At 62.0% G+C, this 14599-nt stretch carries 13 protein-coding genes and 2 pseudogenes; 6 read left to right on the top strand and 9 right to left on the bottom strand.

Translation table 11 applies throughout. From position 1 onward, the window contains the following. Nucleotides 1-281 precede the first annotated feature (281 nt). The 4 genes and pseudogenes from AWB70_RS13835 to AWB70_RS13820 all read left to right on the top strand — a co-directional run bounded on the left by AWB70_RS13835 (nt 282) and on the right by AWB70_RS13820 (nt 4159). A complete protein-coding gene (locus AWB70_RS13835; protein ID WP_014252571.1) occupies nt 282-989 on the top strand; it encodes a YceH family protein in 708 nt (235 codons plus the stop codon). Between the two features lie 3 nt (nt 990-992). After that, nucleotides 993-1703, top strand: a pseudogene (gene mnmC2 / locus AWB70_RS13830) (tRNA (5-methylaminomethyl-2-thiouridine)(34)-methyltransferase MnmC2); the annotation flags it as partial. Nucleotides 1704-1723: 20 nt separating this feature from the next. Then, entirely contained in the window at nt 1724-2659 is a 936-nt protein-coding gene (locus AWB70_RS13825) for an LLM class oxidoreductase (RefSeq protein WP_053571521.1), read from the top strand. Nucleotides 2660-2698: 39 nt separating this feature from the next. After that, nucleotides 2699-4159, top strand: a complete 1461-nt coding sequence (locus AWB70_RS13820; RefSeq protein ID WP_053571522.1) for an amidase — start codon at nt 2699-2701, stop codon at nt 4157-4159. 19 nt (nt 4160-4178) lie between these two features. On the opposite strand, the gene AWB70_RS13815 is transcribed toward AWB70_RS13820, so the two are convergent. Together AWB70_RS13815 and AWB70_RS13810 are read right to left on the bottom strand one after the other, a co-directional pair. Further along, nucleotides 4179-4757 (bottom strand): H-NS histone family protein, encoded by a 579-nt coding sequence (locus AWB70_RS13815; RefSeq protein WP_235024242.1) that lies wholly within the window; start codon nt 4755-4757, stop codon nt 4179-4181. A gap of 253 nt (nt 4758-5010) precedes the next feature. Further along, complete coding sequence (locus tag AWB70_RS13810) at nt 5011-5451, bottom strand: DUF3331 domain-containing protein (RefSeq protein ID WP_235024241.1); 441 nt, start codon at nt 5449-5451, stop codon at nt 5011-5013. A gap of 303 nt (nt 5452-5754) precedes the next feature. Here AWB70_RS13810 and AWB70_RS13805 point away from each other — a divergent pair, with 303 nt between their 5' ends. Continuing rightward, entirely contained in the window at nt 5755-6165 is a 411-nt protein-coding gene (locus AWB70_RS13805) for a DUF1488 family protein (RefSeq protein ID WP_235024240.1), read from the top strand. A 31-nt stretch (nt 6166-6196) separates the two neighbouring features. Here the strand turns inward: AWB70_RS13805 and AWB70_RS13800 are convergent. The 4 genes and pseudogenes from AWB70_RS13800 to AWB70_RS13785 form a co-directional block, all read right to left on the bottom strand. Continuing rightward, nucleotides 6197-7479 (bottom strand): annotated as a pseudogene (locus AWB70_RS13800) (c-type cytochrome). 10 nt (nt 7480-7489) lie between these two features. Next, nucleotides 7490-9724: a xanthine dehydrogenase family protein molybdopterin-binding subunit gene (locus AWB70_RS13795; protein ID WP_053571525.1), complete on the bottom strand. Its 2235-nt coding sequence runs from the start codon at nt 9722-9724 to the stop codon at nt 7490-7492. A 1-nt stretch (nt 9725) separates the two neighbouring features. Beyond that, nucleotides 9726-10181 carry a (2Fe-2S)-binding protein gene (locus AWB70_RS13790; RefSeq protein WP_014252580.1) on the bottom strand — a complete coding sequence of 152 codons (456 nt, stop codon included), beginning with the start codon at nt 10179-10181 and terminating at the stop codon, nt 9726-9728. A 254-nt stretch (nt 10182-10435) separates the two neighbouring features. Beyond that, nucleotides 10436-11302 carry a LysR family transcriptional regulator gene (locus tag AWB70_RS13785; RefSeq protein ID WP_053571526.1) on the bottom strand — a complete coding sequence of 289 codons (867 nt, stop codon included), beginning with the start codon at nt 11300-11302 and terminating at the stop codon, nt 10436-10438. 101 nt (nt 11303-11403) lie between these two features. Here AWB70_RS13785 and AWB70_RS13780 point away from each other — a divergent pair, with 101 nt between their 5' ends. Beyond that, nucleotides 11404-12420, top strand: a complete 1017-nt coding sequence (locus AWB70_RS13780) for a zinc-dependent alcohol dehydrogenase family protein (RefSeq protein ID WP_053571527.1) — start codon at nt 11404-11406, stop codon at nt 12418-12420. Between the two features lie 4 nt (nt 12421-12424). Here the strand turns inward: AWB70_RS13780 and AWB70_RS13775 are convergent, their stop codons facing one another. The 3 genes from AWB70_RS13775 to AWB70_RS13765 are packed head-to-tail and all read right to left on the bottom strand — an operon-like array spanning nt 12425 to nt 14582. Beyond that, complete coding sequence (locus AWB70_RS13775) at nt 12425-12952, bottom strand: chromate transporter (protein WP_053571528.1); 528 nt, start codon at nt 12950-12952, stop codon at nt 12425-12427. Nucleotides 12953-12956: 4 nt separating this feature from the next. Continuing rightward, the gene (locus tag AWB70_RS13770; RefSeq protein ID WP_053571529.1) at nt 12957-13565 is read right to left on the bottom strand and encodes a chromate transporter; all 609 of its coding nucleotides are present in this window, start codon (nt 13563-13565) and stop codon (nt 12957-12959) included. 30 nt (nt 13566-13595) lie between these two features. Beyond that, nucleotides 13596-14582 carry an ABC transporter substrate-binding protein gene (locus tag AWB70_RS13765; RefSeq protein ID WP_085952690.1) on the bottom strand — a complete coding sequence of 329 codons (987 nt, stop codon included), beginning with the start codon at nt 14580-14582 and terminating at the stop codon, nt 13596-13598. Nucleotides 14583-14599 lie beyond the last annotated feature (17 nt).

Below are 14599 nucleotides of genomic sequence, written 5' to 3'. Positions count from 1 at the left end.
AGTGCATGAGGTGGCGAATTCCATTTCGCTCGTCGTGCTGGTTGCACTCGCAAGACGCTTTGAAGTATCGACTGCATGGCAGCCCAGTGCCGGAAATCAAAAAGCAACTTCAATGCCAATATAACGAAGACGTTTGCGCCGTGGGGCGCACGGTATTTGCACCAAAAACGATCATCCTCCAGACCGAAGCAGCGTTGAGATGCCGCATGACGGTGCGCGAGTTTCAGAACCGCGCCGCCACGCCGGTATCATAGGCGTCTCATCGCACGTTACCGACATCCATGAACACGCCTGCCGAAGCCGCACCCCGTCCTGCCCTGCGCGAACTCACGCCCCTCGAAACTCGCGTGCTCGGCGTGCTCGTCGAAAAACAGCATACCGTGCCGGACACGTATCCTCTTTCGTTGAATTCCCTAACTTCGGGCTGCAATCAGAAGACCGCGCGCGCGCCCGTGATGAACGTCAGCGAAGACGAGGTGCTGACGACCATCGACGGCCTCAAGCGTCTGAGCCTCGTCTTTGAAGGCAGCAGCAGCCGGGTGCCGCGTTTCGAGCATAACGTGAACCGTGTGCTCGGCGTGCCGAGCCAGTCGGTTGCGCTGCTCGCGACGCTCTTTCTGCGCGGTCCGCAAACCGCCGCGGAACTGCGCGCGAACAGCGCGAGACTGCATTCGTTCGCGGACATATCATCGGTCGAAAGCTTTCTCGATGAACTCGCCTCGAATGAGCCGCCGCGCGTCGTGAAGCTGCCGCGCACGCCCGGCGAGCGCGAAAGCCGATGGATGCATCTGCTGTGCGGCGAAGTGAACATCGCCGACATGCCTGTGCGTGAAGCGCAAGGCGGCGAGTCGTATTCGTTATCCGAATTCGAATCGTTGAAGTCGGAGCAAAAGCGCCTCGCTCACGAAGTCGCCCAGTTGCGCGCGATGGTTCAGCGCATGGCAGGCGAACTCGGCATTGAGCTCGATCAGCCTTCGCCCGATGCCTGAATCATGGACGAGCCGCTGATTTCAGCATCGCTCGTCTTTCGCGGCGATGGAACGCCGTACTCGCCGCGTCACGACGATATCTATCACAGTGCGGCGGGCGCGCTGGCCCAGGCGCGCCATGTCTTTATCGAAGGCAACGGCTTGCCTGAACGCTGGCGCGGCAAGTCATGCTTCAGCGTGATCGAGACCGGCTTTGGCATGGGCATCAATTTCCTTGCGACGTGGGCGGCCTGGCGTAACGACGCTTATCGCACGGCGACGCTCGACTTCGTTTCGATAGAGAAGCATCCGTTCAGCGCAAACGATTTGCGCGCGGCGCATGCGGCGATCATCGACGACCGCGCCGTCGCTCCGCTCGCCGATTCGCTGGCCGCGGCATGGCCGCCGCTCGAACCCGGTCTGCACCGGCTTGCATTCGACGCGGGCGCGGTCACCTTGACGCTCGCTTTAGGCGACGCCGCCCAACTCCTGCCGCGGCTGGCCGATCATGGCGTTGCGGCAGACGCCATCTATCTCGACGGTTTCGCGCCGGCGAAGAACCCGGATATGTGGACGCCCGCGATTTTCGCGTCGCTCGCGCGCATCGCGAGACACGATACGACGTTCGCCACCTATACCAGCGCGGGTTCGGTCAAACGCGCGCTCATGCAAAACGGATTCGCCTATCGCAAAGTCGCGGGCTTTGGCGGCAAGCGTGCGATGCTCGTCGGCAAGCGCTCTTTTCACGGTGCGTCATGACCTCAAGCATCGCGAATGCCGTATTCGCGCCCGGCAAGCTCTCGATCGGCATGACATTGCCCATCACGGACGACGAGCAAGGTGTCGTCGATTTCAGCGAGCAGATCGCGCTCGCGCAACTCGCCGACCGGCTCGGCTTTCGCGCGCTCTGGGTGCGCGACGTGCCGCTCAATAGCATCGATTATCCCGATCCGGTCGGGCATCTCGATCCTTGGGTCTTGCTTGGCGCGCTTGCATCGAATACGGAGCACATCGCGCTTATCAGCGGCGCGATCGTGCTGACGCTCAGGCATCCGCTGCATGTCGCCAAGGGCGCGATCTCCGTCGCGACGCTCGCTAAAGAGCGTTTCATTCTCGGCGTTGGTTCGGGCGATCGTCCGCCTGAATATGCCGCATTCGGCCGCGATCCCGATAATCGGCGCGATCTCTACCGGCGACATTGGGAAACGCTCGCCGCAGCCGTCACCGTGCCTTCGCGCGTGATTCCGGATAACGTTCCCGAAGGCGCGCCCGAGTTCTATCTGTTGCCGCGCCCGAATGCATCGATTCCGCTGCTTGCCGTGGGTTCGGGCGGTCAGAGCGTCGACTGGATCGCACGTCATTCGCTCGGCTGGATGACTTATCATCGCGAGCCGCCAGCGCAGCGAGGCCGCCATAGCATGTGGCGCGCGGCGGTGGATCGCGCGGCCTCCGGCGACTTTCGCGCGTTTGGCGTCGCCATGCGGCTCGATCTCGGCGAAGATCCCGACGAGCCCGCAGCCGATATCCCGCTCGGCTATCGCACGGGACGTCGCGGGCTTATCACGGTGTTGCGGGACATGCGCGAAAGCGGCACGCATCACGTCACGCTCAACATAACATCGGAACGCCGGCCGGCGCGCGATATCATCGAAGAAGTCGCGGCTGATGTGCTTCCCGAGTTTCATCGCTGAATCCGCTCGTTCATCGCAACAAGAATTCACGACAAGATCATGACTTCAACTTCCACTCACGATATTGTTTCGCTCGACGCCGTTGCGCTCTCGCAAAGGATTCATGCACGCGAGATTTCCTGCGTCGAAGTGATGAACGCCTATCTCGCGCAAATCGATCGCCTGAACCCCACGGTCAATGCAATCGTCGCGATGCAGGATCGCGATGCGGTGCTTGCACTTGCCAACGAACGCGACGCACAGTTATCCAGAGGCGAAAGCCTGGGTCCTTTGCATGGCTTTCCGCAAGCGCCCAAGGATATCTTGCCGGTCGCCGGCATGGTCACGACCAAAGGCTCGCCCATCTATGCAGGCGAAACCAGTCAGGTCGATGCAGTCGTATTCGAACGCGCGCGCAAGGCGGGTGCAATTTTTATCGGCCGCACGAATTCGCCTGAATTCGGTCTGGGCGGTCACACCTATAACCCGGTTTATGGCACCACGCGCAATGCATTCGACCCGTCGCGCTCGGCGGGCGGCAGCAGCGGCGGCGCGGCGGTGTCCGTCGCGCTGCGCATGCTTCCGTGCGCCGACGGCTCGGACATGATGGGTTCGCTGCGCACGCCCGCCGCATTCAACAATGTCTTCGGCTTTCGCACGACGCCCGGATGCGTGCCCTATGCGCCCAGCGACGATGTGTTCTTCCAGCAATTCAGCGTAGCCGGTCCGATTGCGCGCACCATTCCCGATCTTGGCTTGCTGCTGTCCGTGCAAGCGGGCTTCGATACGCGCGCGCCGCTATCGCGCAGAAGCGATAACCCTGCCGCGTTCGTCGATTCGCTGGAGCGCGCAACACACGATACGCGCGATACGCGCATCGGCTGGCTTGGCGATCTGAATGGACACTTGCCGACCGAAGCCGGTTTGATGGATACGTATGCGTCGGCGCTGCGCCACTTCGAGAGCGCGGGTTGCATCGTCGAGCCTGCGCGTATCGACTTCGATTTCGATGTTCTCTGGGACGCGTGGATGGATCTGCGCAGCCTGACGTTCTCCGGCACGAATGCGCCGCTCTATCGCGACGCTGCAAGGCGCAAGCTGCTAAAGCCCGAAGCAATATGGGAAATAGAACGCGGCCTGAAGTTATCGGGAGAAGATGTATCGCGCGCGGTTCGCGCTCGCGCTGCGTGGTATCAGGCGATCAATGCGCTGTTCGATCGCTTCGATTATCTCGTGATGCCTTCCGCTCAGGTATTTCCATTCGACGCCGCGCTGGATTGGCCTCACGTCGTCGCGGACCGGGAGATGGATACGTACCATCGCTGGATGGAAACCGTGGTTCCGGCTACGATGGCTTCGTTGCCCGCCCTGAGCGCTCCGGCCGGCTTCGGACCGAACGGCCTGCCCGCTGGATTGCAGATCATCGGCCCGACGCAGGACGATCTGGGCGTATTGCAAATCGGGCTCGCCTACGACCGCGCAAGTGGGTATTCGAGCGTGCGCAGTCCGTTGCTTGGCTGACCCATCGCGGTTATCACTATCAGCCCGCAGCGCTCCGGCCGTTCTTGCGCGTGGCTTTCTTGGCCGTCTTGCGGCCGGTTCGCTTGGCTGCCTTCTTGGAAGCTGTGCGGCCGGCCCGCGATGCCGCCGATACGGCGCGTCCCCGCCGGGCACTTTTCCTTGCACTCGAACCCGATGCGGCGCCGTCGATCAAAAACGCGCTGCGGTCAGGCGCATCCTTGATCCATGCGGGCGGGCGCGCATGACCGCTCCACGTCGCGCCCGATACGGGATCGCGATACTTCGGCGGAAGTCTGGATGCCGCCTTTTTCTTTGCACTGGACGCATTCCCTGCGCCTGCCGGACGGCCTCGCTTCTTGCCGGTGCCTGAACCGGCTTTCGCGAGATCGTCTGTCGTAATGCCGAATTCGTCCATCATGGCCCGAATCTTAGCGATAACTTCCCCTGACTTTTTCTCGCGCAATGCGTCCGCACGACGCTGCAATTTCTGAATCTGGCCTTCCAGTTGCGCCAGCGTAGCCATCTTCCCTCCTTTAACGTCCTGCATAACCTGACCTGGCCGCGCAACGAAAGCGCGCGACACGGGCAAGACGTTCATCTAATGAATCATTCGACATTTTATTTCCACCACACGCGCATCTTAGCCGCGCAATACGATGATAAGCACTCTTGTGCAAAGTTTATTTGCCTGCACGGGTAAATTTCCAAAGTGCATATCATCAGCGTCAAAGCGCGCGATTCAAGCGCCGCTTGACGTGATCAGGAAAATGACGCGCACGCGCGATCGGCGCACCGGCGCGTGCGAATGAAAACGCGTGCGTTGCGCACGCGTTACGACACTCCTCAGTCCATCAATCGGAAACGATGTCCGATTCCTCTTCGGCAGGCGTCAACGCAAGCGCGAGAATCATTGCACCGCTATTGAGCGGCACCGAGCTGCCGACTCGCCTTGGCCGATAAACCGGCTGTCCGCGCCTGATGGCCTGCCCGCTCAGCGCACAGGTTCCACGCTTGCGGGCGGTGCAGAGCGCCCACACCTGCTCCGAGTAATTGAACGAGGTGGGATCGTGCCAGGACAAGGCGAGTGTCGAATCGCTCAGCCGCTCCAGCACGCGAATATTGACGCAATGTCCCTCCGCCGCTCCTGTGCATGCGCTCTTGTCGGGCACATTGCGTACGAGCGATCGTGTCATCAACGCAAACTTCTCATTCACTTCCAACGGGCGGCTCGAACGGCTGTCGAGCATGGCCAGGGTACGGCTCCAGGGATCCATCAACGATGGATGCTTCATGTTCCGCTCCTGGTGGCGACAACGCACGCCGCAACAGAAGCCGGGGTGGACGTTGCCGGTGGAGTTCCGGGGAATGCGCCGCACGACCCGCTTCCTGAGCCGGTTTGCCGCGCCGCTTCGGATGATCGTTCCTAGAGTAGTACACCTCAGCATGCTTTTGCTTTCATTTTTTCGTGGACAAGCTAGAACATCGCGTCTGCGCGCCGTCCCGCATAGCCGGTGACGTCATGAATCCGTAAAGGTGCGGAGTCGAACTAATCAGCAGGCAATTAATGCAGATAGCTATGCACGAACGTTCGATTTTTGGCGGGAACCAATGTGGGGCGTGCGCGTGCCCGATTTCGTTTGACCGTTTGCGCACGTTTCGTCCGCATTCGAGGATGCGCGAACTCGCCGATTTCTGACACAATAAAAACCAGTGAACCGCATTTCTCCTGTCGAATCATGACGAGCAAGATCACGATCCATGCCACCATTTCGGCGGACCGCGCGTCCGTCAGCTTCGTTGCGTTCTCCCGCGAGCAGGCGGTTCAGTGCAACATCACACGCAAGGCATTGGAACAGTGCTTCTGGGCGCCCACAGGCGCAAGCGACGAGCGCTTGCTAAAAGCCCTGAGCGATGGCTATGAGCGCATCAGCGCGCGCGTGCACCGAAAGTTTCTTGCGCATCCGTCCAGTTCGGTTCATCTGGACGTCGTCGATTTTGCGTCCTGAAGCCGTACCCGCCTGACCCAAGCGGCGCGTGTTAGCGCGCCGCTTGGGTCGCCTTGCGCAGCTTGGCGACATCCTCGGCCTGTACCGCCGGCGTGTTGTTATTCCACGCGCCGCGAACGAAGGTCAGCACGTCGGCGATCTGCCTGTCGTTCAGCACGGGCGCGTAACGCGGCATCGGATAAGGCGCGGGCACGCCATGCAGCACGAGATCGTCGGTGCCGTTGAGCGTCACGTTGATGAGCGACGATGCATCCTTCTCCAGGACATTCGGATTGCCCGCGAGCGGCGCGAGCATCGGCGCAAAGCCGCGGCCGTCCGCACCGTGGCAATGCATGCAGTAGACGGTATATAAGCGCGCGCCCGAATCCGTTGCCGCCGGGCGCGTCAGCGATACCTTGCTCGCCTTCGCATCATATGAATAAGGCGCGCGGCTATCGCCGCCCGATGCGGGCAAGGACTTGAGATAGCGCGCCATCGCGCCGATATCGGCGTCGCTCAGTTCCTGCGTGCTGTTGTGATGACGCTCGTCATCGAGCCGAACGCCGACGCATGCGCATTCGCGCCGGTCTTGAGGAAGGTCGCGATATCCTGCTCGGACCATCGTCCAAGACCGGTATTGTGTTCACCCGTCAGGTTGGACGCGAACCAGTTATCGAGCAGGCCGCCGGTCAGATAAGCGCCGCTGCTTTCGTCCAGTCCTTTTTCCTGAAACGCGATGCCGCGCGGCGTATGACACGAGCCGCAATGGCCGAGCCCCTGAATCAGATAAGCGCCACGATTCCACGCAACATCTTTTCCGGTTTTGTTCTGATAAATGCCCTTGTCGAGAAAAACCGCATTCCATACCTTCAATGGCCAGCGCATGTTGAGCGGCCATTTCATGTCCGGTTCGCGATTGGCCTGTTTCACCGGCGTCACGCCTTGCATGAAATACGCGTAGAGCGCATGCATGTCTTCGTCGTTGATCTTTGCATACGACGGATACGGCATCGCCGGATAAAGGTTATGGCCATCCTTCGCCACGCCTTCGCGCAAGGCGCGCGCGAATTCTTCTTCCGTATAGCGGCCAATGCCGGTTTCGGGATCCGGCGTGATATTGGTCGTGTAGATCGCGCCCACGGGCGTCATCATCGGCAATCCGCCCGCGAGCGGCTTGCCGCGCGGGGCCGAATGGCAGGCAATGCAATCGCCCGCCTTGGCGAGATACGCGCCGCGCGCGACGAGCGCGTCGTCTGCCGCGCGCGCCGAAGACATCATGCCCAATGCGCCCGACGCACACAGCGCCGCAACGAGAGGCTTGAATGCATTTCTCATGACGGCCTCCTCACGCGCTGCGCAGTTGATCGCCGACGGGCAACTTCCTCAATCGCTTGCCCGTTGCGGCATGGATAGCATTGGTAATGGCGGGTATCAACGCGGCCGTGCCCGGTTCGCCGATACCGCCGGGCGCTTCGGTGCTTTTGACGATATGCACTTCCACCGGCGGCGTTTCGTGAATCCGCAGCATTCGATAATCGGTGAAATTGCTTTGCTCGACGCGCCCGTCCTTGATGGTGATTTCGCTATAGAGCGCCGCCGTCACACCGAATAGAATGCCGCCCTGCACTTGCGCTTCGACCGTATTGGGATTCACGACCATGCCGCAATCCACCGCGCATACGATACGCTTCACCGCGACCGCGCCGTCCTTATCGACCGCCACATCCGCGACGACCGCAAAGAAGCTGCCGAAAGCGTGCATCACCGCAACGCCGCGCCCTTCTCCCTGCGGCATGGATTGCTGCCCCCATCCCGCCGCCTGTGTCGCGACATCGAGCACGTTGAGCGCGCGCGGCGACTTGCCGAGCAGATCGCGCCGGTACTTGACCGGATCGACCTTGGCCTGCACCGCTAGCTCGTCGATGAAGCTCTCGACGACGAAGGTCCCGCGTGTCGGGCCTACGCCGCGCCAGAACGCGGTGGGCACGTTGCGCGGTTCGAGCCGCACGTAATCGATCAACTGATTGGGCAGATCGTAGGGAAGATCGGCTGCAACCTCCACCGCGTCGGGATCGACGCCGTCTTTCACGGCGGGCGGCGCGAAACGCGCGAGGATCGACGACCCGACGATGCGATGCGTCCATGCCACCGGCTTGCCGTTGGCATCGAGTCCCGCCGATATCTTGTCGTAATAGCAAGGGCGATACATGTCGTGCTGAATGTCTTCTTCGCGCGACCACGTCACCTTGACGGGCACGCCGAGCGCCTTGCCGACCTTGAGCGCCTGCGTCGCCATGTCGAATTCGAGCCGCCGCCCGAAGCCGCCGCCAAGCAGATGGTTATGCACGAAGATCTTGTCCGCGGGCAGGCCGGTCGCCTGCATGCCGGCATCGCGAATACGCGTGGGCACTTGCGTGCCGAGCCAGATATCGCAGCCATCGGGCCGCACATGCACGGTGCAGTTGATCGGCTCCATCGTCGCGTGCGCGAGAAACGGCTGGACATAGACCGCATCGACGCGCGTCTTCGCCTTGCCGAACGCGTCATCGACATTGCCTTCCTTGCGCGCGACGGCGCCGCCACGCTGCGACGCATTCGCCATGTCATCGACGAGCTGCTTCGTCGATACGCTGTCGCTCGCGCCTTCGTTCCATTCGATCTTCAAGGCGGCCGCGCCGCGTTTCGCGGCCCAGGTATGATCGCCGATCACCGCGACGCCATTGTCGAATCGCACGACCTGACGCACGCCGGGAATCTTTTTCGCATGGCTGTCATCGACGGATGCGAGCGTGCCGCCGAATACCGGGCAATTGACGATCGCCGCGTACACCATGCCGGGCAGGCGCACGTCGAGACCGAACATCGCCGTGCCATCCACCTTCTCCGGCGAATCCAGCCGCCTGACCGGCGTTCCGACGATCCTGAAGTCCTTCGGGTCCTTGAGCTTGATATCCTGCGGCACCGGCATTTTCGCGGCCGCTTCGGCGAGCTCCCCATAACTCGCGCTGCGATCTCCCGATGCAAGCATGACCTTGCCATCCTGCGCATGACACGACGATGGATCGCATTGCCATTGCTGCGCCGCTGCCGCCACGAGCATCATGCGCGCGGCCGCGCCGGCCTTGCGCATCGGCTCCCATGCATAGCGCACGGAAGTCGAGCCGCCCGTCAACTGACCGCCCAATAGCGGGTCCGTGAAGAGCGCTTCATTGGGCGGCGCATGATCGATCGTGACGTTGTCGAGCGGCACGTTCAATTCTTCGGCGATCAGCATCGGCAGCGCGGTATAGACGCCCTGCCCCATTTCGACTTTCGGCACGATGAGCACGACCTTGCCGCTCTTGTCGATCTGCACGAAGGCATTCGGCGCGAACACGCCTTCTTGCGGCGTCTCGATGCCATCTCCGCCGATCACGGACTTGCCCTTGCCTTGATCCTGACTCGCAGCGGGCAAGCTGAAGCCGATCAGCAAGCCGCCGCCCGCAGCGACGCCCGCCGTCACGCCGAACTTGAGGAAGGCACGGCGCGAAAACCCTGCGCGCGCCGCATGACGCCCCGCTTCGATCAATCCTTGCGACATGTCACGCCTCCTTCGCGGCCTGCTTGATGGCGGCGCGGATGCGGTGATAGGTGCCGCAGCGGCAGATATTGCCCGCCATCGCGGCATCGATATCGGAGTCGTTGGGATCGGGGACGGTCGTGAGCAAAGCGGCTGCGGACATCACTTGTCCGGACTGACAGTAACCGCATTGCACGACATCGAGCTTGCGCCAGGCTTCCTGCACTTTCTTGCCTGCGGGCGTCGCGGCAATGCCTTCGATCGTCGTGACTTTGCGATCGCCGACGGCTGCGATCGGCAATACGCACGAACGGACGGCGGCGCCATCGAGATGCACCGTGCATGCGCCGCATTGCGCGATGCCGCAGCCGAATTTGGTTCCGGTGAGACCGACGATATCGCGCAATACCCAAAGCAGCGGCATGTCGGGCGGCGCATCGACCGTATGGGTCTGGCCATTGATGGAAAGCGTGGTCATGAGCGCTCCGGCTTATAAGTGGTGTCGGCGGATATCGCAAATGGCCGGCTGCGTGGGGACAGTCGGCTTTTAAGGCTTGGGGATTGTAGCGCCGCTTTTAAAATCGAGCTTGAATGGCGATGTTTCAAGAAACGATTTGTTATTGCATTGCCTGAAAGTCCGGCGTGCTTTTTCTCGTTATGCGGCTATTGCCTTTGAAGGCGGGTGAAGAAAAAGACGGTTAGTTGCAACGTAAATGCAAAAGCTATGCGAAGTTATCGCTCGCCGAGGCTCATGGTTTCATCGAGCAATGCGCGCAAGCGGGCGACCCGTTTCAGATCGCGGTGATAACCGAGCCATACGTCGCGTCCCGGCGGCGCTTCGCCGAGATCGAAGCGCACGAGACGCTTATCGGCATCGCCGAGGCGGCATGGCAAGACCGCGAAGCCCGCGCCCAGCGCGCACATCCGCGCTTGCGCTTCGCGGTTATTGCTGCCGAAAACGATGCTCGCCCTGGGCAACATGCGCTTGATCCAGACCACATCCGGCAAATGATCGAACGCGCTATCCATGCTGATCAGCGTCTGCCCTTCTCCATTGCCTATTTCGGGCGAGCCGAGATGCGCGCAGCCGTACAGCGCGTAGTCCATATGCATGAGCTTGCGCTGCACGATGTCCGGCTCGTCGAACGGCGTGATGCGAAAAACCAGATCCGCTTCGCGCCGCGCAAGGTTATAGCGGCGCGCATCGGTAACGAGCTCGATCGATACTTCCGGATGCTTCGCCAGAAAGCGCGCGAAGACCGGCGTGAGCACATGCACCCCAAACCAGTCCGACGACGAAACGCGCAGCGAGCCGGTGAGCTTGGCCTCCTGCCCCGCGAGTGCGCGCGTAAAGCCGAGCGCCTCTTCCTCCATGCGCTCCGCGTGCGAGAGCACGGCCGCGCCTTCGTCGGTGAGCACGAAGCCGTCGCTCGTGCGCTGGAACAGCACATGGCCCAGCGCTTCTTCGAGCGCGCGCAGACGCCGTCCCATGGTCGGCTGCGTCTGGCCGATCATGCGCGCAGCCGCGCCCAATGTCCCGCATCGCGCGATCGCGAGGAACACGCGCACATCGCTCCATTCGAGATTCGACCCATTCATTTTCGTATGACCGTCGTGCGCGTTTGTCGATTTACATGCTTCGCTGCATGGCGGAGTATGAACGTATCGCAAGCAACGTTCAATCTTCTCGGGAGCCTTCAATGTCCACCATGCAAGCACTCGTTCTAAATCGTCATCAGGGTCCGCTCGAGCTCACCGAGCTGAATCGTCCCGAACCCGGGCCCGGCGAAGTACTCGTGCGTATCGCGGCGAGCGGGCTGAATCCGCTCGACATGAAGATTCGCGCGGGCGAAGCGGCTCACGCGAAACATCCGCTTCCGCTCGTGCTTGGCATCGATATGGCGGGCATCGTCGAAGCGGTTGGCGCGGGCGTCGATGCATTCAAGCCGGGCGATGCGGTCTATGGCATGACGGGCGGCGTCGGCGGCATTCAGGGAACGCTCGCGCAATACGCCGCGGTCGATGCAGCGCTGCTCGCGCATAAGCCCGCGAATCTTTCGATGCGCAGCGCGGCCGCCTTGCCGCTTGCGTTCATCACGTCTTATGCGGGCATCGTCGATCGCGCACGGTTGCAGGCGGAACGCACCGTGCTCGTGCAAGGCGGCGCGGGCGGCGTGGGTCATGTCTCCGTGCAACTCGCACGCGCACTCGGCGCGAGCGTATTCGCGACCGCGAGCGAGCGCGATCACGATTACATTCGAAGTTTGGGCGCGACGCCGATCGATTATCGCGCGGCGAACGTCGAGCAATACGTGGCCGCGCATACGGGCGGCGCGGGTTTCGATCTCGTCGTGGATACGGTGGGCGGCCCTTCGCTCGATGCTTCCTTCGCGGCGGTCAGACACTTCGGTCATGTCGTGAGCGCACTGGGATGGGGCACGCATGCGCTTGCGCCGCTGTCGTTTCGCGAGGCCAGCTATTCGGGCGTCTTCACGCTGTATCCGCTGCTGACAGGACAGCATCGCGCGCATCATGGCGAGATGCTGCGCGAAGCAACGCGGCTTGCCGAAGCGGGCGCACTCACGCCACGCATCGATGCGAGACGTTTCGCTCTGCGCGATACAGAGCGGGCTTACGAAGCGCTAGCGGATGGCACGGCGCGCGGCAAGATCGTCGTCGATGTCGATGCAGGTATCGATACCGCGCTCGCCGGATGAAGTCTCAGCCGAACACGCCCGCGAGACCGAGCAACGCGCTTGCGGCGACGAGGTAGATCGGATTGAGCTTGCTGCGATACGCCACCGCCGCGCATACCACCGTGCACAGCGTGCGAGACAGGTTCACATCGGTTTCGCGCGCGAACACATAAGCCGCCGATACGAGCAGCCCGACCGTCACGGGCGCGAGCCCTTTGCGAACCGCGGTCACGATGCGCGAATCCTGCCGCCGCTCCACCCATGCGCTCACGAAATACGCCATCAATGAAGAAGGCAGGATCTTGGCGACGGTCGACACCAATGCGCCGGCGAGTCCCGCCGCCTGAAAGCCGATGAGCGCGACAGCCATGCCGTTCGGCCCCGGCGCGGCCTGCGTGATCGAGAAGAACGTGACGAACTGCTCGCCCGTGACCCAGTGACGCGTATCGACCGCATAGCGCTGGATATCGGCGAGTGTCGCATTCATGCCGCCCACGGCGAGCAGCGACCAGATCGCGCCATGCACGAAGAGATCGGCGAGTGTGCTCCACATCGCGTCACTCCTTGCGCGCGCGGCGCAGCATTGCGATCGTGCCGAGCGGGCCGAGCACGGCAAGCACGATGAGCAAGGGAATCTTCATGATGGCGATGGCGATGAACGTCCCCGCCACGAGCACGATGCTCGCCGCGCCGCGCGGCAGACTCGTCACGAGCTTCAATACCGTCGCAATGACGAGCCCCGTCGCCGCGGGCATGAGACCCGCGAAAAGATGCGCCGTGACGGGCGCATGTCCCCATCGCGCATAGGCGTAGCCGACGCCGATCGTGATGATGGTCGGCGCGAGATACAGCGCGAACACCGCGATCGCCGCGCCCTTTGCGCCATGATATTGCCGCCCGAGCACCGTCGCGATGTTCGCGACGTTCGGCCCCGGCAGCAATTGCGCAAGCGGCAATAACTCGGCGAATTCGCGATTCGTGAGCCAGCCCAGTCTTTCAACCAGCATGCGCCGCGCCCACGGCAACACACCGCCGAAGCCCGTCAGTCCAATGAAAAAGAAAGCTTTGAAAAGCGCGAACGAAGTGGGCGTAGGCGGCGTGCCGATTGGTGTCACTTCGCTAGAAACGGCGGCGGGCGATACCTCGTCGATCGTATGGGCAGTCATCGCGATGCGTGCGGTGTAAGAGAGGCGCGCCTATATCTTGGCCGTTTCGAACGTGGCCGGATGAAAGACCTCTTCGATCGTGAGGCGGCGCTTCGATAAGCCTTGCGAATGATGATGGCGCAGGAAGGTCTCGAGTGTATCGCGGTTCGCCTCGATACCGTACGACCAGTGATCGTCGCCCATCAGTTCGCGCGCGGCTTTCAATTGCTCTTCGACGAAAGGCAGCGTGACCTTGGTCGCCGATGTATCCGAGAGACGCGCGAGCGCCACGCGCTTGGCTTCGGTGAACGCCTTGAGAACCGCGGCCGGCAGCCAGGGATGCGCTGCCACGAGCGTCTTGCGAATGCCCACGACATGCATGATCGGAAACACCCGCGTGCGACGATAATAGTCCTTCGCCGCCGAGGTCGGATCGCGAAACAGCCAGCCGACGTTCGGATTGGTCGCCGCGCAGCCGGGCGGGCGCGGCGCCATGAAGCCGTCGATATCGCCGCGGTCGAGCATCGCCGAAATCGTGTCGTTTTCGGGCGCGGCTTCGAGACGGATATCGGACGGCAGATCGAGTTTGATCTTCTCCGGGCGCCCCGGCTCGTCGATGCCGCCGCGCACCCACTGCACATCGGCCGGCTTCACGCCGAAGTCGTCTTCGAGCACGGCGCGCGCCCATACATTCGCCGTCAGTTGATATTCAGGCAGGCCGATGCGCTTGCCTTTCAAATCCTCCGGCCGCTCGATGCGGTCCCTGCGCACATAGATGGACGTATGGCGAAAGGCGCGAGAAAGAAACACCGGTATCGCAACGTAAGGACACGAACCCTCCGCCGTCTTCACCGCATAGCTGGAAAACGACAGCTCGCTGATATCGAACTCTTCGTGGCGAAAGGCGCGAAAGAACATCTCTTCGGGCGTGAGCGTCATGAAGACGGGCTCGGCGCCGTCGATCTGCACCTGGCCGTCGAGCAGCGGACGCGTTCTGTCGTAGTCGCCCATCGCGACGGAGAGTTTGAGGTTTCCGATCATCGTGTGAATCTCCT

This window comes from Caballeronia cordobensis, assembly GCF_001544575.2.
Lineage (GTDB): Bacteria > Pseudomonadota > Gammaproteobacteria > Burkholderiales > Burkholderiaceae > Caballeronia > Caballeronia cordobensis.
The sequence above is the reverse complement of the archived record's forward strand: the minus strand, read 5'-3'. Positions and strand labels throughout refer to the sequence as shown.

Bases quoted from the DNA above. Each gene is read 5' to 3' on its own strand.
- AWB70_RS13835 (WP_014252571.1), top strand. From the start codon at position 282: ATGAACACGCCTGCCGAAGCCGCACCCCGTCCTGCCCTGCGCGAACTC.
- AWB70_RS13825 (WP_053571521.1), top strand. From the start codon at position 1,724: ATGACCTCAAGCATCGCGAATGCCGTATTCGCGCCCGGCAAGCTCTCG.
- AWB70_RS13820 (WP_053571522.1), top strand. From the start codon at position 2,699: ATGACTTCAACTTCCACTCACGATATTGTTTCGCTCGACGCCGTTGCG.
- AWB70_RS13815 (WP_235024242.1), bottom strand. From the start codon at position 4,757: ATGAACGTCTTGCCCGTGTCGCGCGCTTTCGTTGCGCGGCCAGGTCAG.
- AWB70_RS13810 (WP_235024241.1), bottom strand. From the start codon at position 5,451: ATGAAGCATCCATCGTTGATGGATCCCTGGAGCCGTACCCTGGCCATG.
- AWB70_RS13795 (WP_053571525.1), bottom strand. From the start codon at position 9,724: ATGTCGCAAGGATTGATCGAAGCGGGGCGTCATGCGGCGCGCGCAGGG.
- AWB70_RS13790 (WP_014252580.1), bottom strand. From the start codon at position 10,181: ATGACCACGCTTTCCATCAATGGCCAGACCCATACGGTCGATGCGCCG.
- AWB70_RS13785 (WP_053571526.1), bottom strand. From the start codon at position 11,302: ATGAATGGGTCGAATCTCGAATGGAGCGATGTGCGCGTGTTCCTCGCG.
- AWB70_RS13780 (WP_053571527.1), top strand. From the start codon at position 11,404: ATGTCCACCATGCAAGCACTCGTTCTAAATCGTCATCAGGGTCCGCTC.
- AWB70_RS13775 (WP_053571528.1), bottom strand. From the start codon at position 12,952: ATGTGGAGCACACTCGCCGATCTCTTCGTGCATGGCGCGATCTGGTCG.
- AWB70_RS13770 (WP_053571529.1), bottom strand. From the start codon at position 13,565: ATGACTGCCCATACGATCGACGAGGTATCGCCCGCCGCCGTTTCTAGC.